This is a genomic window from Longimycelium tulufanense, from assembly GCF_014645795.1.
Taxonomy (GTDB): Bacteria; Actinomycetota; Actinomycetes; order Mycobacteriales; family Pseudonocardiaceae; genus Longimycelium; species Longimycelium tulufanense.
Genome location: NZ_BMMK01000042.1, coordinates 13,346 through 31,413, shown reverse-complemented (window position 1 = coordinate 31,413; position 18,068 = coordinate 13,346). Strand labels below are relative to the sequence as shown.

The following is an 18,068-nucleotide window of genomic DNA, read 5'->3' as shown; positions in this document are numbered from 1 at the left end:
TCGGGGCGCCACGCCACCACCCGAAACGTTGATCTTGTTGGCGGCGGCGCACGGGCGGCCGGTCAGGCAGACTGGGGCCTCGTGCGCACCCGCCACCCCTACCTCGACGGACCGCATCCGCGTGCCTTCGCCCACCGGGGCTGGCACGTCGGCGAGCTGGCCGGGATGGAAAACGCGATGAGCGCCTTCCGCCGCGCCGTGGCCGAGGGCTACCACTACCTGGAAACCGACGTGCACGCCACGGCCGACGGGGTCGTGGTGGTGCACCACGACCCCGTGCTGGATCGCACCACCGACGGTCGCGGCCCGGTCGCGGCCCAGCCCTGGCGGCGGGTCTCGCGGGCCCGCATCGGGGGCCGGGAGCCGGTGAGCCGCCTGGAGGAGGTGCTCGAGGAACTGCCCGACACCCACCTCAACGTCGACGTCAAGGCCGACTCGGCGGTCGCGCCGGTGCTGCGGACCCTGGCCCGCACCAACAGCTGGCACCGGGTGTGCCTGGCCTCCTTCGACGAACGGCGGTTGACCCGGCTGCGCCGCGCCGGCGGTCCGCGGCTGATCACCTCGTTGGGGCCACGCTCGGCAGGGGCGTTGTGGGCGGGTGCGCGGCTGCGGGGCCTCGCGCCGCGGCGGGTGGTGCGGGGCCAGCTGGCGCAGCTTCCCCGGCGGCACGGCCGGTTGACGCTGGTGGACCGCAGGCTGGTGCGGTTGGCGCACCGCTGGGGCCTGGAGGTGCACGTGTGGACGGTGGACCGCCCCGCCGAGATGGGTGCCCTGCTGGACCTGGGGGTGGACGGGCTGGTCACCGACCGCCCGGACCGGCTGCGCGAGGTGCTGCGCGCCCGCGGCCACTGGCCCGCCACCGTGTGAGCCGGCATCTCCGGCGGTGCCGTGCCCTGTGATGGGGTCAGCACACTCCTGGCCCGGGGTGCCCGTGGCCCGACTCTGGTGCCCTGCCCCGGCGGTGGGTCGACGCTGTCATGAGCTTCCCTTGTGCTCGTTGGTGATTTCGGGTTCGCACCGACGCACAGCGGGACGCCGGCCTGGTGTACCGGTCGGTAGCGGCTGAGGCCCGGGACGGGCGCCGTCGTCGAGTCGTGGGCACGAGAGACTGCCTTTCGACGACGTGGACAGACCCTGCTTCACGTCGATCGACGCAAACCGTCCGACACTCCCATCACGATCACTACGCCGTCACCCGTTCGGGTCAGTACAGTTCCGGTCTACTAAGGACAGCGACAAGGAGGCAGTGTGAGCGCGGTCGGCACGCCCCCCGAACCCACAGCCGACCCCGCGGAGCGTCGCCGGGAACAACGCGGCTGGGTCTGGTACGACTTCGCCAACTCGGTGTTTCCCACCTCCGTGGTCACCGTGTTCCTGTCGCTGTATCTGACCACGGTGGCACAGAACGCCGCCCGGGCCGACATCGCCCGCAACGGCCCGAACCCGTGCCCGGACGGCAACACCTTGCGCGACTGCGACATCGCGCTGTTCGGGTTCGAGTTCCCGGCCGGGTCCCTGTGGGGCTACCTACTGTCGGTGGCCACGGTCGTGCAGGTGGTGGTGCTACCCATCACCGGAGCGATCGCCGACCGCACCCAGAACAAGCGGCGCATGCTGGCCGCCTTCGCCTTCACCGGGGCCGCGGCCAGCGGCCTGCTGGCACTGGTCGCCGGCACGAACTGGCCCCTGGGCGTGCTGCTGTTCGTGGTGGCCAACATCGGTTTCGGGGCCTCGGTGGTGATCTATTACTCGTTCCTGCCCGAGATCGCCACCCCCGACGAACGCGACGGCGTCTCCGCGCGCGGCTGGGCCTACGGCTACCTCGGCGGCGGGCTGTGCCTGGCGCTGCAGCTGGGGTTGTTCCTCGCCCACGACAGCCTGGGGTTGGGCCAAACCACGGCGGTGCGCATCAACTTCCTCATCACCGGGGTGTGGTGGGCCGGTTTCACCCTGATCCCGCTGGCCCGGCTGCGCCGTCACCAGCCACCGCACGGCACCGAGCCCGGGACCGCGACACTCAAGGCCGGGTTCCGTGAGCTGGCCTCGACCCTGCGCCACGCCTGGCACTTTCCCCTCACCCTGGGCTTTCTGGGTGCCTACCTGGTCTACACCGACGGCATCGCCACCGTGGCCAACGTCGCCGCCCAGTACGGCAAGTTCGAGCTGCGCCTGCCCGAGGACGTGCTGATCACCACGATCCTCATCGTGCAGTTCATCGCCTTCCTCGGCGGGATGCTGCACGGCCTGGTAGCCCGGTCCTGGGGCGCGAAGAAGACGATCCTGGCCAGCCTGGTGGTCTGGGTCGGGGTGATCGGGGCCGCCTTCTTCGTGGAGGCCGGGCAACGGCTGCAGTTCTACGGCCTGGCGGTCGGCATCGGGCTGGTGCTCGGCGGCACCAACGCGCTGTCCCGGTCGCTGTTCAGCCAGATGATCCCCCCGGGCCGCGAAGCCCAGTACTTCTCGCTGTACGAGGTCAGCGAGCGCTCGACCTCCTGGCTGGGGCCGCTGCTGTTCGCCGGGGTCGGCCAGCTCACCGGCTCCTTCCGGTGGGCGATCATCTCGCTGGTGGTGTTCTTCGTCGTCGGGTTCGTGCTGGTCTCGCTCGTGCCGGTGCGGCGCGCCATCCGCGCGGTGGGCAACCCCGAACCCCGGGTCCTGTAAAGCTTTTCTGGTCGGTAGACGGACCGTCCTGCCCGCCCACCGGCCCGCGTACACCAGCGTCACGACACCGGGACCGCGGCTCGTCCGACGGGACAGCACAGCTAGCGAACGGTGAGCTGCCCGGCGTCCTCCTGCTCGACCGCCGCCTCCACGGGCCGGCGACCAGCGGCAGGCAGGGCCAGGACCACGAGGGTGAGCACGGCGCAGGCCGGGTAGACCCAGCCCAGCGCCGACAGCGGCCAGGGCCGCGGGATCTGCCAGATCGAGGGCTGCTGGGTCAGCAGGTAGCTGATCACGTAGCTACCGGTGGCGGCGACCCAGGCCAGCGCCGCCACCGCGGCCATGCGGCGGCCCCGGGAGGCGGCATGGACCAGCCAGACCAGCGCGGGTACCACCCACACCCAGTGGTGGCTCCAGGAGATCGGGGACACCAGCAGCCCGAGCAGCTGCACCGCCAGTACGATCGCCAACGTGTCGCGGGTGCGGGCCGTGCGCCACAGGGCCATACCCCCCAGCACCGCCGCCGCGGCGACCGCCGCCAGCCAGGGAGCACCGAACCCGACGTCATGGCCGAGGGTCCGGGCCAGCGCCCCACGCAGGGACTGGTTGATGGCCGAGCCGACCGGGCCGACCCGGTTGGCGTCGGTCATGGTGTGAAACCAGAACCGCGCGGAGGCCGCGGGCGCAATCACCCAGGTGAGGGCCACCGCGGCGGCGAAGGCCAGCAGTGACCACACCGCCTCGGCCCAGCGGCGGCGTACCAGGAAGTACAGCCCAGAGATGGCGGGGGTGAGCTTGACCGCGGCGGTGAGCCCCACGCTGGCACCGGCCAGGACGGGGCGGGCCCGGGCCAGGCCGGCGAGGAGGACCGCCGCCAGGATGAGGTTGACCTGGCCGTAGTTGAGGGTGGTGCGCACCGGTTCCAGCCACAGCGCGACGGCTGTCCACAGCAAGGCGTCCCGGCGACGGGTGGCGGCGTCGGTGGTGCTCACCAGGGCCAGGCTGCGCTCGACCAGCCACCACAGGCACAGCACCGACACCGCTTGCCAGGCAGAGACGAGCACCGTCCACGGCAGCACCGACAGCGGCAGGAACAGCAGGGCCGCAAACGGCGGGTAGGTGAACGGCAGCGGAAAGATCCCCGTGGGGTCGGGCAGCCGGAAGCCGTAGAGGTCACCGAAGAGCGCGGGTGCACCCTCGCGGTACACCCGCAGGTCGATCATCGAGGTCATCTCCGGCGAGACCATCAGCGGCAGGTGGGCGGCCAGCGACACCGCCAGCACCCAGGGCGCCCACGCCCGCAGCTGTGCCAGGAGGACCGGCCTGATCATGGTGACCGAGAACTTCACTCGCTGCATCGTAAAGAGAGGTCCGGGCCACACCCCGCCGCGGCCCACCGTCCCGTACGTGTTCTGACCAGCGGTTCATGGCTCGACCGGTTGCCCGGCAGAGTTGATCTCCTGGTTGGGGGCCTGTCGTGCGGGGAGAGGCTGTTGCCTCGCGGCGGCCGAATTCGTCGGCATGGCTGCAGGATTCATCCGCCATGTCGTGCCTCCCCAGCGATGGCTGATGTGGTTGCCTCCTCGTGTCGTGCGCACAGCGCCGCGAGCTCCCGGAGGCCGCGCGCCCGCAGGCCCCACAGCCCGGTCGCGATCGAGAGCAGGGCGGCCAGCACGAAGATCAGCGCTGTTCCGGCCCCCGGGCCGGTGCCCACGAGCCAGCTCAGGGCCGACACCAGGGGGCCGTGGTGCATTGCGGGTTCGAAGACGTCGTCGGCCAGCGGACCCGCCAGCAGCATCGCGATCGGGCCCGCCGACTCGGTCAGCACGCGTCGCGCGGCGAACACCCTGCCCTGCACCAAGGCCGGCACCATGGTTTGCCAGATCGTCTGGTTTGCCGCCTGGATCGCCGGGAACAGGAACGCGCCGGCAAAGGAGCCCACCCACCAGATCGCGGTGGTGTCGCTGATCCCGAACGGAAGCTGCCCGGCCAGACCGGTGAGGACGAATCCCCCGAGGATGACGGTCAGGGGGCGGATCCCCGCACCGCCCCATGCGGTCGTGGCCAGCCCCCCGAGGATGCCGCCGATGCCGGCCGCGCTCAGCACGCCGGCCAAGGCCGAGGCGTCGCCCTGGGTCCGCGCGAGGACCAGTGGTCCCAGCAGGACACCGAACATGCTGGCGAAGTAGAAGAGGAAGAAGGCGATCTGCAGGGCGAGGAAGCCGGGCCGCCGGGCGATGTAGCGGAATCCGAAGGTCAGGTCCGCACGCAGCCGGTGCCGACGGTTGGCGGCGCGCCCTGGTGGCTGCGGAATGGGCACGACCAACGTGGTCACGGCGATGAGGTAGCTGATGATGTCGATCACGAGCACCGCGCCGAGGCCCCCGTTGGTCATCAGCAACGCCGCGACCACCGGGGCGACCACACCGGCCATCGACACCGACAGCGAGAGCATCCCGCTGGCCCGCGCGTAGTCACGGGCGGCAACCAGCGACGTCACGGCGGCGGTCAGCGCCGGATATTGCAGGGCCAGGCATCCACCCAACGCAATCATGCCTGGATAGATCCACGCTTCTCCCAGCATGCCCAGGGCGTTGAGCAGCCACAGTAGCGTGATCACGCCCGCTGCGGCGATGTTGCTCGTTGCCAGGGTCCGCCGCCGGCCCCACCGGTCGGCCAGCACTCCGGCCACCGGGCTGAGCGCGACCACGGCGGCGTAGGAGCACAACTCGAGGATGGTGATGGGCAATGCGCGTTCGCTGCGTTGCCACAGCCACAGGGTGAGAGCGAAGTTGGTCATCCCGCTGGCGAGCAGCGACAGGGTTTGGCCGAACCAGATCACCGAGAAGGCTGCGAAACCGCTACCGCGGTGTGGGCCGCCTGGCTCGGCCGCGTTCATCGAACTCCCAAGCGGTCCAACGACAGGTGTGTGATCACATGGTGTGCCCACGCCTCGATCTCGGTGTCGAGCCGACGGGAGTGCACCCGGGTACGGACCTGGTCCGGATCGCTGGGTGTGTCAGCGAGCAGGTCGAGGTCCCGACAGTGCGGGACGATACCGAGACAGGGCAGCCGCGCCCGTTGCTGGAGAATCTCGATACCGGAGGCGAAGTCGCGGGGATCGCCCGCATAGCGGTTGACGATGAACCCCATAACGCGTCGCCGTTCAGGTTCGGTCATCAGGGCGAGTGTGCCCAGCAGCGACGCGAAAACCCCGGTCTGGGCGGCGCTGCTCACCAGGACGCAGGGAGCGTCGATGGCCTGGGCCAGCCAGAGGTTGGTGACGTCGCGATGCTTGATGTTGAGCTCGACCGGGCTTCCGCACCCTTCTGCCACCACGAACTCGTGGTGGCGTGCAAGGTGGTCGTACCCAGCTTTGATCGCCTCCCGTGCCGTCGCCGTGCGACGCTGTGCGGGCATCGAGAGGATGGTGTCGTGCTTCCTGCCCCGCACTGCGGCAATGAGCACGCCATTGTGGCCCCACACGGCGATCGGGTTCATGTCGTGGTGGGGTCGCACGCCGGCGGCAACAGCCTGATATGCCTGGTGGTAGTGCACGCACGCGGTGGCCGACGTCGTCTGGTAGACGGCGTGTCCGGGTTGCATCGACATTGCCTTGAACGGCGCCACGCGCACGCCCTGCCACCGGAGCCAGCGGCACAGCGCGAGGGTGATCAGTGTCTTGCCGACGCCGGAGGAGGTGCCGAGCACCACGATGCTGCGGTTGGCTGCCAACGAACCTCCAGTCGCCCGGGCCGGTAGTGTCAAGCACCCTGCATAGCCCCATGCGCGCACCACAGGGGGCGTTCGGCCTGAATTGCCGCGTTCGGCCGAGCAGGACCGCCTCCGATAGGCGCCACGAAGCGCAGACCTGTTGTGGGGCACGGAACGACAGCACGGTGGCCCTGCCGCTCGACGACACCACCCGCCCCATCATCGGGGGCGCTCGATCTGCCCTGCGGCCATCAACTCGGCGTAACGGCCCCGGCGCGCGGTCAGCTCGTCATGGCTGCCCGACTCGACAATCCGGCCCTCGTCGAGAACGACGATCCGGTCGGCGGCTCGGATGGTGGACAGCCGATGTGCTATGACCAGGGTGGCCCGGCCGTGTCTGAGTTCGGCCAGTGTTCGGTGCACCAACAACTCGTTTTCAATGTCCACATTGGACACAGCTTCGTCGAGGACGAGAACGGGCGCGGCGCGCAACAGCGCCCGGGCGATGGCCAGGCGTTGACGCTGCCCACCGGACAGGCTCAACCCGCGCTCGGCCACCGGTGTGTCCAGGCCATCGGGCAGCTGGACGGCGAACTCGGTCACGCCGGCCAGCATCGCCGCGTGCCGCACCTGCTCGTCGGTCGCCGCCGGCCGGGCCAGGCGTAGGTTCTCCCGCAGCGTGGTCCGGAACAGGTACACCTCCTGCGGGACGACGGCCAGCAGTCCCCGCAGTCCTTCCAGGGTGAAGTCGCGGATGTCGTGGCCGCCGAGGGTGATCCGTCCCCCGTCGACGTCCCAGAACCGGGCCAGCAGGTTCAGGCAGGTGCTCTTGCCCGCGCCCGAGGCACCGACCAGGGCGACGACCTCGCCGGGGGCGATCTCGAAGCACACGCCACGCAACACCGGCGGACCGCCTGCCTCGTAAGCGAAGCGGACGTCCTCGAACCGCACCCGAGGCTCCAGGTCCTGCGGTGGGCGACGCGCGTCGGTCCGCTCGACCACGGGGGCGGGGGCGTCGGTGACCGCGGTGATCCGCGCAGCGCAGCCACGCAGCTCACCGACGGCCGAGGACGTGCTCACCACCTGCATCACCGGTGTCAGTACGGCCCCGGCGAGCACCACGACGACCGGAAGCCAGGCCCGGGGCAACGTCCCGCTGGTCACCGCGGCCACGCCCAGGCCGAGCGCGACGACCACGGTGGAGGCCACGATGAGGTCGGCCGTCCCGTTCTCCAGGCCGGCGCGGCGGCCGTAGGCCAGGTGCAGACCCCGCAACGAGCGGGCCACCTCGGCGATGCCTCGCAGGTAACGCCGGCCCGCACCGAAGGCCACCAGCTCGCGCAGCCCCTGGACGCCATCCACCACATCGGCGTGCAGGCGTCCCAGCTCGGCACGCAACGCCTTGCCCTGCGCGTGTGCCCGCGCGGCGAGCCAGGCCGGCACGGTGCCCAGGACCACGGCGGCCAGCACCACGACCAGACCGATCAGCGGTGCCACGAAGGACAGGCCCACGAGGGCGGCTACCGGGACCACCAGGGCCACCACCACACTCGGCAGCTGGTGGGCGTAGATCCACTCCAGCCGCTCGATGTCACTGACGGCGGTGGCCACGACGTCCCCGGTCCGGCGCTGGACCAACCTGCCGGGGGCCAGCCGTTCCAAGCCGTCGAAGATCTTCATCCGCAACGCGGCGATCAGGCGGAACGCGTAGAGATGGGAGACCCAGGAGTGCAGCCAGTGCAGGATGCCGGCGGTCAGGGCCGTGCCGCCGAGCAGCGCCAGCCCACCGGTCTCGCCGCCACCGGCGGCCCCGGCGAGGATGGTTCGGCCGACCAGCCATGCGGCAATCCCCGTCGCGCCGATCGTGCACAGCTGGGCCAGGACCGCGGTGACCACGGTCGCCAGCAGCATCGGGCGTTGCTCGGCCAGCACCGTGAGCAACCGCAGCAACGGGTGCCACGAGGAGTCATCGGCCTGTTGCGGGCCCGTGCTCGCCCGGCGCGAGGCTGCGTGCTGGTCGGAGACCTCCGCGGTCATGCGGCTCCCTCCTGGAGCCGGAGCATCCGGTAGTAGTCGCCCCGTCGTTGCACCAGGTCGTCGTGGTGGCCCGATTCGGTGACCCGGCCGTGGTGCACCACAACGATCCGGTCCGCTGTCTGAACGGTGGAGAGCCGGTGGGCGATGACCAGGATCGTCTTCCGTCCCTTCAGCGAGGCCAGGGCCGCCTGGATCACGGCATCGGCCTGTCCCTCGACGTTCGAGGTGGGCTCGTCCAGCAACAGGATCGGGCTGTCGCGCACCAGCGCCCGGGCGATGGCCAGGCGTTGCCGTTGTCCACCGGACAGGGTCAGCCCGCGCTCGGCGAGGTGGGTGCGGTAGCCGTCGGGCAGGGCCCTGATGAACCTGTCCGCCCCGGCGAGCGCGACCGCACGGTGGATCACCTCGGGGTCGGCATCAGCTCGCCCCAACGCAACGTTGTCCTCGATGGTGCCGTGGAACAGGTACGGGTCCTGCGGTACCAGAGCGACGAGGTTGCGGAGTTGTTCGACCGGAATGTCCGTCAGGTTCCTGCCCCGCAGCGTCACCGTGCCGTCCTGCGGTTCGACGAACCGCAGCAGCAGGTTGAAGACCGTGGTCTTGCCCGCGCCGGAGGGTCCCACCAAGGCGATCATCTCGCCCGGACGAACCTGCAGGTCGAAGTTGTTCAGGGCCGGGCGGTCGCGCTCGGGGTAGGTGAAGCGGACCCCGGAGAACGTGATCTCGTGGCTGGTGACCTCCGCCGCCGAGCTCGGATGTGTCGGCACCCGATTCCCGGTTCTCGCCGGCGGCGAGGTGCCGAGCAACTGCTTGATGCTGTCGGCGGCGGAGAATCCCACATAGCTCATGTGCCAGTAGCCAGCGAGTTCGGTGAAGGGCCGGAAGCACTCGGCGGCCAGCAGCAACACGATCAGCAACTCGGCCACACCGAGGTGGCCACCACCCGCGCGGAGCACCCCCACCGCAACCGCGGTCGCACTGCCCACACCGACCAACAGCGTGGTGAGGTTGCTGCCGATCAGCGACGTGGCGAGCTGACGCATGGTCATGACATAGAGGCGGTGGGTGCGGCGCCGGAACTGCTGTCGCAGCTGTCCAGTGGCCGACAGCAGCTTGAGCGTGGTCATACCCTGCATCGCGTCGACGTAGTCGGCCTCGACCTCCTCGTAGGTCGACCAGTGCTGCTGGCCCCTGCGGTCGAACGCGCGCCGCCACCACAGCGGGGCAACCGGGACCAGCACTACGAAGATCGCCAGTACGGCAGCGACCACAGGGTCCACGGTGGCCAGGTAGGCGAGCAGCCCGAGCGAGCCGAGCGTCGCCGTGACCGCCTGCGGAAGGTAGTGCGCGAAGTACCCCTGCAGTCCCTCCACTCCATCAACGAGGATACTCTTGACGGCCCCGGTCCGGTGCTGGGTCAACCGCGCCGGACCGAGCTCGAGCAGCGTGCGGAACAGTTGCTCGCGCAGCCGGCTCTTGATCGCGACACCGGCCCATTGCGCGGCGGCTTCCCGGGTCCACAGCAACCCGCTGCGCAGTAGCACAACACTCACCAGGGCAAGGACCGGCCAGCCCAGATCCGTCCAGGACGCCCCACGCAACGCCGCGACGATCAGGTGCGCCACGAGCAGGCTCTGGGCGACCCAGCAGCCGAACACCCCCAGACCGAGCCCGGCCACCACGCCGATGGGTCCCTTCAACCGGCCGGCCGCCAGTTGGAGGAGCGTGCTGTGCAGCCTCACCCGCCATCCCTCGGTCTCATGACGCTCTGCCCGGACGGTCTCGACAACACCACGGCACAACGGGACTGGCCCGTACGGCCGGAGCCTCGGGCCAGTCCACGATCCGGTGTCGTCGGGCCGATCAGCAGAAGCACGTCACCGATGCCCGGCCGTAACCCTCCTTCGTGTAGGCGCGGATGGGGTGCCCGAACGCGGCACGCGGGGAGTAGGGGGCCGGCGCGTTCGTGTCCTCGCTGAACTCCAGCTCCATCTTGTGGAAGATGCCCTTGGCCTGTTCCCCGGTGCAGAACACACCCTTGTTGCGGAACAACATCTCCCGGATGTTGGCGTGGATCTCGTCCGCGTTCTCCCCACGCCACGTCCTGACATTCCAGGTCGTGTCCTCGACCTTCTCGAAGAGCTTGACCTCGGCGCCGGTCTCGCTCTGGACGGTCAGCATGAACATGCGCCGCTCGTCGAGCAAGAGACCCGAGGCGTCCAAGTTCTTCAGAATCGCCTCCGCATCCCCGTAGAAGTCGTACATGTAGGGGTCGAACGACGAGACCACACAACCGGCCCCGGCCTTGCTGGTTTCGACAAGGAATTTCTCGTCGACGCCGAAAGGCGCGTGAACCTCGGACTGAGACATAAAATTCATCTCCCCAGTAGTGGTGACAACCACACCACGGACCATTGGAGCACCACCCCAGTTTGGGTGTCAATACACGCGGTTGCCCACACAACCCGTTCGGACCAGCCAAGACTCGCGTACTCGCCCGGACCGCCCATTTGTCGGCCGCACGGGGAAGGACGTCCTCGCCACCCCACGTCGCGCTGTCCCCCAAATGCGCTCGCCCGTGTTTACCAGTCCGCCGTCACGCGAACTGCGTCCCGCCGGGCACGAGGTCACCACGACCGTCCACCAGGTTCCGTTCACAGTTCTCCAACGGGCTCCTCGCCGGGCGATGGATCTGCCGACGATTGCAAGCGGCGGACATCTCGACTACTGCGGTCGAGGTGACGTTTCGTCCGCCATTATGGGCGAACGAGGACCAGCTTTTTGTCGACGCACCTCCACCCCGGTCACCGAAACACGAACGAGGGGACACGATTCGGCCAGCACGGTGGAGCTGCGGGAACGTCTTTCGCGGGAACGCCTCCGGCTCGACACCCCGGCGACCGTCCCGCAGGTTCTGCTCTTCCGGCCGTCGGTCCCCCGGCTGCCCCAGTTGTCCCGGATACGCCACCGAGAGGCATGGACACGTCATCCGCCACCGTCCTGTCCCCGACCAACCCGAGTGCGGCCGGCCGCTGGCCGATCACCTCGACGTCGTGTGATGCCGGGCCGCGCGGGCGGAGGGCCGCCCCGGTCGTGGCGTGAGCACGCCGGTGCGGCACGCCGGCGCTGCTGCCTTCACCTGGTTGGCCCAGGGCGGCCGTTAGGGTGGCGCACTCGTGAGCACCCCGCCCGATCCGACTGACGCGTTGTCGGCCGTCCCCGCGGCCGGAGCGCGGCGTGGCGCCCCCGTGACCGGCCGGTTGCGGTTCTTCTACGGCCCCATGGACTGCGGAAAATCCACCCTGGCCCTGCAGATCGACCACAACCACGCCCGGCAGGGGCGGCACGGCCTGTTGTTGGTGCGCCACGACCGGTCCGGGACGCCGCGGATCTCCAGCCGGATCGGCATCACCCGGGGCGCGCTGGAGGTGGACGAGGACGACGATCTGGGCCTGGTGGTGCGGCGCCGGTGGGCGGCCGGGCACCGGGTGGACTACCTCATCGTCGACGAGGCGCAGTTTCTGTCCCGCCAGCAGGTGGAACAGCTGGCGGAGCTGGCCGACGACTCGCAGGTCGACGTCTACTGCTTCGGGATCGCCACCGACTTCCGCAGCGAGCTGTTCGCCGGGTCGCGCCGGCTGTTCGAGCTGGCCGACGAGCTGCAGGCGGTGCAGGTGGAGGTGCTGTGCTGGTGCGGCGCGCCGGGGCGGTTCAACGCCCGGGTGGCCCACGGCCGGGTGCTCCGTGCGGGTGACCAGGTACTGGTGGCGGACACCGCCGTTGCTGCGGTCGAGGCGTCGGCATCGACCGGTGCGGCGGCGGCGATCACGGAGGGTGTCACGCTCGCCCCCACCCCGGCAACTACCGTCCGTTACCAGGTACTGTGCCGTCGCCACTTCAGGCGGGGTGATCTTGGTCCCAATATCGCCCAAGAGGGACAAATGATCCTGGCATAGCCCCACACATCGCCAGGTCCATAACCCGTTAGGGTGGTCTTGTTCACCGCCAGTCGGATAACGCGTCACCTCGCGGCTCCGATGGCATCCCTATGGAGGAAGCCTTCGTTGACGAGTGAATCTCGTCACCGAGGGCAACGAACTAGCCCGATCCGGGAACGACGGGAACGCTCCCGCCGTTGCACTGGGTAAGCACAACCCGGGGCCCCATCCCCCCGAACCGAGCGAAAGGACACCGACATGGCCGACCGCGTACTGCGTGGCAGCCGGCTCGGAGCCGTGAGCTACGAGACCGACCGCGATCACGACCTCGCACCGCGCCGGTCGGTGCGTTACGCCTGTCCGAAGGGCCACGACTTCGAGGTGCCCTTCTCCGACGACGCCGAGCTGCCCGCCACCTGGGAGTGTCGCCTGCACGGCACCGAGTCGAAGATGACCGACGGCGCCGAGCCGGAGGCCAAGAAGGCCAAGCCGCCGCGCACCCACTGGGACATGCTGCTGGAGCGCCGCTCCATCCCGGAGCTGGAGGAGCTGCTCAACGAGCGGCTGGAGGAGCTGCGCGGCCGCCGCTCCCGCTCCGCCTGACCGCCAGGCGTCTCGCGCCGCCGTCGAGGCGACCTCGAGCCACAGCGAGCGCAGGAGGGCCTCCCGGGACGTTCCCGGGAGGCCCTCCTGCTGCGTACCGGCCGGTCAGCGCTTGCCGGTCACCAACGACGTCAGCTGCTGGCCCCGACGGCGCAGCCCCCACTTTGTCACCCGCAGCAACGCCTCACGCACGATGTTGGCACTCATCTTCGACTGGCCGACCTCCCGGTCGGTGAAGGTGATCGGCACCTCCACCACCGCGAACCCGGCCTCGATCGTGCGCCAGGCCAGGTCGATCTGGAAGCAGTAGCCCTGCGAGGCCACCGTGCCCAGCTGGATCTTCTCCAGCACCTCCCGCCGGTAGGCGCGGTAACCGGCCGTCATGTCCCTGACCTTGGCCCCCAGCGCAAGCCCCGCGTACAGGTTCGCGCCGCGGGAGAGGAACTGTCGGTGCCAGGGCCAGTTCACCACGCGCCCCCCGGGCACGTAGCGCGAGCCGATCACCAGGTCCGCGCCGCCACCGTCGCGGCCCAGCGCGTCCAGCATGCGCGGCAACTCCTCCGGCGGGTGCGAGCCGTCGGCGTCCATCTCGACCACGACGTCGTAGTCACGCTCCATCGCCCAGCGGAACCCGGCGATGTAGGCCGCGCCCAAGCCTTCCTTGGCGGTCCGGTGCAGGACGTGTACCCGCTCGTCGGCCGCGGCCATCTCGTCAGCCAGCTCACCGGTGCCGTCCGGGCTGCCGTCGTCCACCACGAGCACGTGCGCGGCCGGTACCGCCGCGTGCAGCCGCCCGACGATCGGGCCGAGGTTGTCCCGCTCGTTGTAGGTGGGGATCACCACCAACACTCGGCCGAGGTCCTCGAGATGTCCCGCCTGGGCGTCCCGCTGGTCCGCCATCCTTGATCCTCCTCGCCGGCACCGCGCCGTGCCGGACGCCTGTCGTCCTTGGTCGTCAGTCCGTGGTCGAGTCGCCGGCCGTGGCGGCCGTGCCCGCCCGCGGGGCGCCGGTCGGGCGGCGCAGCAAGGCGCACGCCACGACCCACCCCAGCGCCGCCATCGCCAGCGCGGACAGCGTCCACTCCGGAAGGGCACCGACCCGGGTCGCCAGCGTAGCCGTCGTGCGTAGCGGCACCTGCGCCACCAGCGCATCGGCGGTGAACAGGCCGGTGTGGTGCTGCACGGTCCCGTCGGGCAGCACCACCGCGCTGACCCCGCTGGTGGCCGCCACGAGCACCGTCCGACCGTGCTCGACGGCCCGCACGCGCGACATCGCCAGCTGCTGGTAGGTCATGTCGGTGACCCCGAAGGTGGCGTTGTTGGTCGGCACGGCCAGTACCTGAGCACCGCTACGGACCGTGTCGGTGACCCGGTTGTCGAAGGCGACCTCGTAGCAGGTGGCCAAGCCCACCCTGGCCGGGCCCATGGTGAACGAGCGCGCCTCGTGGCCGGGCGTGAACTCCCAGCCGACCCGGTCCACTTCGGGGCTGAACAGGCGCACGAACTCCCGCAGCGGCATGGTTTCGCCGAAGGGCTGCAGCTGCCGCTTGGTGTAGGTGTCCACCGGACCGGTGCCGGGGTCCCACTGCAGCACGGTGTTGCGGGACTTGCCGCCCGATGCGACCAGGACGGCGCCCAGTGCGGTGGGGGCGTTCACCGCGCGCACCGCCTGGTCGATGACGGCGTAGGCGTCGGCGTTGCGGAACGGGTCGATGTCGGAGGAGTTCTCCGGCCAGATCACGAAGTCCGGCTGCGGCACCCGGCCGGCGCGCACGTCGGCGGCCAGCTGTTCGGTGCGGCGGGCGTGGTTGTCCAGGACCGCGCGGCGTTGGGCGTTGAACTCCAGCCCGGCCCGCGGCACGTTGCCCTGGATCAGGGCGGCGGTGGCGGTGCCGGCCTCGGCGTCGGTGCGCACCAGGGGCCAGCTGGCCGCACCGGCCAGCACCGGGAGGACCACCGCCAGCGCGGGCAGCACCGCGGTGCGCCAGGCCGGGCGACGGGGGCGCGTGGCCAGGCGACGCACCAGCGCCGCGGCACCGAACCCGCACAGGGTGATGGCGAAGCCGACCAGGGCGGTGCCGCCGAGCGCGACCAGCGGCAGGAACGCCCCCTCGGGTTGGCCGAAGGCCAGCTTGGCCCACGGGAAACCGCCGAAGGGAACCCGGGAGCGAGCCGCCTCCCCGGCCACCCACATCGCCGCCGCCCACACCGGGGCGCCCGGCAGCCGGGAGGTGGCGGCCACCCCGGCCCCGACCAGGCCGAAGAACAACGCCTCCACCCCGCCCAGGGCCAGCGGGGCCAGCGAGCCGACGTAGACGCCGACCCACCACAGCAGCGGGAGGAGGAAGGCCGCGCCGAACAGGGTGCCGTAGCCGAAGCCGGCGCGGGCGCGGCGGCCGTATACGGCCAGCCCGAACAGGGCGATGCCGACCGGGGCCAGCCACCACAGCGAGCGGGGCGGGAAGCTCAGGAACAGGGTGACGCCACCGGCGGCCGCGGCGGCCAGGCGTGCCCACGTTGCCCGTCCGGGCAGGCGGCGACGCCGGGTCCGGGTGGGATCAGCCGCAGGCTGCTGCGGCGTCAGGGTCGGTGCGGCCACCTGACCAGCGTACGGCCCGGCCAGGCCGCCGCGGTTCGCACCAGTTTGTCCGACATGGTCATTCCGGGTCGGTCTCAATCTCCCCCGGTGCCGGGTCGGGCCCAGCCCCGGCCGGACCGTTGAGGGCCGACGACAACAGCCGGGGCGCCGAGACATCTCAGGCGCTACACGAAACTACACGAAGGTGATCCGTTGCGTCTTCCGCCCCGGGAACGTTCACTGGGCGGCCGTGTCAGCGAGAAGCACCGTCGCACAATGACCAATGTGGTTGGTGGCCCAACGCAGGAGGGTTGCACCGCACTCCTGGACAAGCTCACGTATTCCAGCCTCGTCGAACGATTGGGAATAGAAGCCGTCCGCTCCGGTGAACAACACCCCTCCCCGCGGCGCCGTCATCTCCTGCAACTCACCGACGCCACATCGCCGGTAATAGGATCGGCGAATCTCGGTGGCCACCAGACTCGAGTTGAACACAGAAATGACAACTATCCCACCGACCCTGGCCAGCGCCTGGAGGATCTGCTTGGGGTCACGGAAGTTGCCAAGCAGGTTGAACGGCAACAGATACAACGGCTTCGCGCCGCCGACCGCGCCGCTCCACTTCCGGTGTTCGAGCACATTGGCCGTGATGGCGTCAGCCATGCCCGCCAAACCTTCCTGGCGAATACGACGGCGCAGTATCGAGATGGCGTGCTCGTTGATGTCGATCCCGAGATACCTGGTCCCCGCGAAACGGGCCACCTCGAGGGCGCGACCGTCGTAACACCCGATCTCCACGATGACGCCACAGCCGAAGACGGTGGCCGTCTCCCGCGTCACCAGGCTCTCCATCTGCAGGAGCGGCAGTATGGCGTCCGGGAAGTTAGCCACCCGCATGATTGCGGACGAGTTGTCGGGGTCATAGAACGCAGACTCCATCGGCTCGGCGACAAGCGCCGTGCCGGCCACGTCCTGTTCGAGCACGTCAATCCCCTTCGGAGCCAGACCCTTACGAAGCTAAAATAATATTGCTGACCGTAACAACTATCCGTCGGTGGCGTCAGGATATAGATCCAATGAATGGGCCACAATAGTCCGTTCAGGTGATCATCGATGGCAGGTTCTGTCGGACCTGTCACAAATCTCCCAGGTTGACGTTCACATAGAATTCGACCGATATTCAGGCGCACCACGCGTCGCCGACCTGCTTCAACGCCGGTACGCGGCGAAGGGGCGCCGGTCGTTGCCGGGATGATCGTCACCCGATAGACTCTTCTCATGAGTTTTCCCTGGGGATTTGTTCTTCCATCCGTGGTCCGAGCCTGAATCTCGGATGTCGGCTGACACGCAGTGACATCTCGGCCTTCGTTCACCTTGCCCGATCCAGCCCAGTCGACAGAGGAACGACGTGTCCACACAAACGAAGCCGGCCGCCCACTCGTCCGGTGACGTGCCCGCACGGTCGACGGCGCAGCTCACTCGCGGTCCACTGCCGATCGTGGCCGCCGCCACGTTGTGGGGCACGACGGGCACCGCGGCCACGTTTGCTCCCCCCGCCGCCAGCGGTGTCGCAATCGGTTCGGCGACGATGGGACTCGGTGGCCTGATCTTGGCGCTGCTCGCGCCGCGCTGTGCGGCCCTCCTACGTATGGGCCGGGGAATGCTCGTGGTCGCACTGCCGGGTGCGGCGGCCATCGCGGTGTACCCGTTGGCCTTCTACTCCTCGATGGCCTATGCCGGGGTCGCCATCGGCACCGTGGTGTCCATCGGCTCCTCCCCGGTGTTCGCGGCCCTGCTCGAGCGCCTCCTGGAGGGGGTGCGCCTGGACAGCCGCTGGGCAGTGGCCACCGCGATCTCCGCGGTGGGGACGATTTTGCTCGTGCTCGGTGGGCATGCCGGCCCGCAGGGCGGCGCGGCCCTGCCGGTCCTGGTGGGGGTCGTCCTCGGGCTGGTGGCTGGCGCCACCTATGCGGGCTACTCCTATGCCGCACGGCGGCTCATCCAGGCCGGGCACCCCTCCCGCGGCGTGATGGGCCTGCTGTTCGGGATGGGATCGATCCTGTTGCTTCCGGTGTTCGCGCTCACCGGAGAAGAGTTGTGGAGTACCACCTCGGGTGCGCTGGTCGCCGGGTATCTCGCGGTGGTGCCGATGGGCCTGGCCTACGTGCTGTTCGGGGCCGGGCTGCGGCACGTCGGCGCCAGCACGGCGACGACGTTGAGTTTGGTCGAACCGGTCGTGGCGGCGGTGCTCAGCGTCCTCGTCGTGGGTGAGCGGCTGGGCGTGTGGTCCTGGATCGGCGCCGGGCTCATCGGCGTGGGCCTCCTGGCGCTCATCGCTCGTCGGTAGGAGCACCGGCATCCTGGTCGCCACTGGTCGCCGAGATCGGCGGAACCTCCCCCGACGGTGGTGTGCCCGGGGCTGCCCGGCATCCCGGGACGCCGGAGCTGACCCACATGGCCCGCCGGAGCGTCCACTCCATTCCCCAGGCCGCGGTCGTGGGCACGGAACCGTAGTGGGCACACCGCCCGGATGCACA

The 18,068-nt window shown here is 69.8% G+C and carries 14 protein-coding genes; 5 read left to right on the top strand and 9 right to left on the bottom strand.

What is annotated here, in order from left to right; translation table 11 throughout:
• Positions 1-81: 81 nt before the first annotated feature.
• Both IEY55_RS27660 and IEY55_RS27655 read left to right on the top strand, forming a co-directional pair.
• Positions 82-867: a glycerophosphodiester phosphodiesterase family protein gene (locus IEY55_RS27660; RefSeq protein ID WP_189061501.1), complete on the top strand. Its 786-nt coding sequence runs from the start codon at positions 82-84 to the stop codon at positions 865-867.
• Positions 868-1,248: 381 nt separating this feature from the next.
• On the top strand, positions 1,249-2,661 hold the full coding sequence (locus IEY55_RS27655) for an MFS transporter (RefSeq protein WP_189061500.1): 1,413 nt from the start codon (positions 1,249-1,251) through the stop codon (positions 2,659-2,661).
• Between the two features lie 101 nt (positions 2,662-2,762).
• Here IEY55_RS27655 and IEY55_RS27650 read toward each other — a convergent pair whose 3' ends face one another.
• The 6 genes from IEY55_RS27650 to IEY55_RS27625 form a co-directional block, all read right to left on the bottom strand.
• Positions 2,763-4,010, bottom strand: coding sequence for a mannosyltransferase (locus IEY55_RS27650; RefSeq protein WP_229686816.1), 1,248 nt, complete (start codon positions 4,008-4,010; stop codon positions 2,763-2,765).
• Between the two features lie 185 nt (positions 4,011-4,195).
• Entirely contained in the window at positions 4,196-5,560 is a 1,365-nt protein-coding gene (locus IEY55_RS27645; RefSeq protein ID WP_189061499.1) for an MFS transporter, read from the bottom strand.
• Positions 5,557-6,396: an AAA family ATPase gene (locus IEY55_RS27640; RefSeq protein WP_189061498.1), complete on the bottom strand. Its 840-nt coding sequence runs from the start codon at positions 6,394-6,396 to the stop codon at positions 5,557-5,559. Before IEY55_RS27640 ends, IEY55_RS27645 begins: the two co-directional genes overlap by 4 nt.
• A gap of 198 nt (positions 6,397-6,594) precedes the next feature.
• Positions 6,595-8,412, bottom strand: a complete 1,818-nt coding sequence (locus tag IEY55_RS27635; RefSeq protein ID WP_189061497.1) for an ABC transporter ATP-binding protein — start codon at positions 8,410-8,412, stop codon at positions 6,595-6,597.
• Positions 8,409-10,154, bottom strand: a complete 1,746-nt coding sequence (locus IEY55_RS27630) for an ABC transporter ATP-binding protein/permease (RefSeq protein ID WP_189061496.1) — start codon at positions 10,152-10,154, stop codon at positions 8,409-8,411. The genes IEY55_RS27635 and IEY55_RS27630 overlap by 4 nt, the downstream gene beginning before the upstream one ends.
• A gap of 121 nt (positions 10,155-10,275) precedes the next feature.
• Complete coding sequence (locus tag IEY55_RS27625; RefSeq protein WP_189061495.1) at positions 10,276-10,782, bottom strand: hypothetical protein; 507 nt, start codon at positions 10,780-10,782, stop codon at positions 10,276-10,278.
• An 806-nt stretch (positions 10,783-11,588) separates the two neighbouring features.
• Here IEY55_RS27625 and IEY55_RS27620 point away from each other — a divergent pair.
• On the top strand, positions 11,589-12,368 hold the full coding sequence (locus IEY55_RS27620; protein ID WP_189061494.1) for a thymidine kinase: 780 nt from the start codon (positions 11,589-11,591) through the stop codon (positions 12,366-12,368).
• A 240-nt stretch (positions 12,369-12,608) separates the two neighbouring features.
• Complete coding sequence (locus IEY55_RS27615) at positions 12,609-12,953, top strand: RNA polymerase-binding protein RbpA (RefSeq protein WP_189061493.1); 345 nt, start codon at positions 12,609-12,611, stop codon at positions 12,951-12,953.
• 105 nt (positions 12,954-13,058) lie between these two features.
• Here IEY55_RS27615 and IEY55_RS27610 read toward each other — a convergent pair whose 3' ends face one another.
• From IEY55_RS27610 to IEY55_RS27600, 3 genes are all read right to left on the bottom strand, one after another.
• On the bottom strand, positions 13,059-13,853 hold the full coding sequence (locus tag IEY55_RS27610; RefSeq protein ID WP_189061492.1) for a polyprenol monophosphomannose synthase: 795 nt from the start codon (positions 13,851-13,853) through the stop codon (positions 13,059-13,061).
• A gap of 55 nt (positions 13,854-13,908) precedes the next feature.
• A complete protein-coding gene (gene lnt, locus IEY55_RS27605; protein ID WP_229686815.1) occupies positions 13,909-15,552 on the bottom strand; it encodes an apolipoprotein N-acyltransferase in 1,644 nt (547 codons plus the stop codon).
• Between the two features lie 216 nt (positions 15,553-15,768).
• Complete coding sequence (locus IEY55_RS27600; RefSeq protein ID WP_229686814.1) at positions 15,769-16,515, bottom strand: class I SAM-dependent methyltransferase; 747 nt, start codon at positions 16,513-16,515, stop codon at positions 15,769-15,771.
• Positions 16,516-16,939: 424 nt separating this feature from the next.
• Here IEY55_RS27600 and IEY55_RS27595 point away from each other — a divergent pair, with 424 nt between their 5' ends.
• On the top strand, positions 16,940-17,878 hold the full coding sequence (locus tag IEY55_RS27595; RefSeq protein WP_229686813.1) for a DMT family transporter: 939 nt from the start codon (positions 16,940-16,942) through the stop codon (positions 17,876-17,878).
• Positions 17,879-18,068 lie beyond the last annotated feature (190 nt).

Excerpts from the sequence above, each read along its gene's own strand:
- IEY55_RS27645 (WP_189061499.1), bottom strand. The coding sequence starts at position 5,560 with ATGAACGCGGCCGAGCCAGGCGGCCCACACCGCGGTAGCGGTTTCGCA.
- IEY55_RS27635 (WP_189061497.1), bottom strand. The coding sequence starts at position 8,412 with ATGACCGCGGAGGTCTCCGACCAGCACGCAGCCTCGCGCCGGGCGAGC.
- IEY55_RS27615 (WP_189061493.1), top strand. The coding sequence starts at position 12,609 with ATGGCCGACCGCGTACTGCGTGGCAGCCGGCTCGGAGCCGTGAGCTAC.
- IEY55_RS27610 (WP_189061492.1), bottom strand. The coding sequence starts at position 13,853 with ATGGCGGACCAGCGGGACGCCCAGGCGGGACATCTCGAGGACCTCGGC.
- IEY55_RS27625 (WP_189061495.1), bottom strand. The coding sequence starts at position 10,782 with ATGTCTCAGTCCGAGGTTCACGCGCCTTTCGGCGTCGACGAGAAATTC.